Genomic DNA, 454 nt, shown 5'->3' on the forward strand with positions numbered 1-454 from the left:
ATGTTATGGTCAACCTGGTGTCGGAAAAACTTTATCGTCTAGGTATTACACAAATTGGGATACTATTGAAAAACAAGTTAACCATAGAGGTTGGGAAGATTTAGCTAGTAAAACGACCGATGACATACTATCGGTGGATAAAATATTTTATAATGCACCAGCAGAAAAACAAACTAAATTAAGGAATGATTTATATAGTATTACTGCAATCATTGATTTGGGTCAAAAATTACATGTTGTAAATAAGTATGGACATGAACATAGTAAACATTATAGTGATATGTTTAAATATATTGATTTAATTATAGTAGATGAGATTGATCGCCTTAAAGTGCAACATTTAGAGCAATTAAGAGCTATTTATGATGAACATAATTTAGCAATGATATTTATTGGTATGCCGGGTATAGAGAAAAAACTATCTCGTTATCCTCAACTATATTCGCGTATAGGT

The 454-nt window shown here is 30.4% G+C and carries 1 protein-coding gene; it reads left to right on the forward strand.

Annotation, left to right across the window (positions count from 1 at the left end):
* On the forward strand, nucleotides 1-454 hold a 454-nt coding region (locus tag GVJ63_RS21935), incomplete at both ends, for an AAA family ATPase (protein ID WP_159227364.1).

Origin of the sequence: Pantoea sp. 18059, from assembly GCF_902706165.1 — a bacterium.
Lineage (GTDB): Bacteria > Pseudomonadota > Gammaproteobacteria > Enterobacterales > Enterobacteriaceae > Pantoea > Pantoea agglomerans.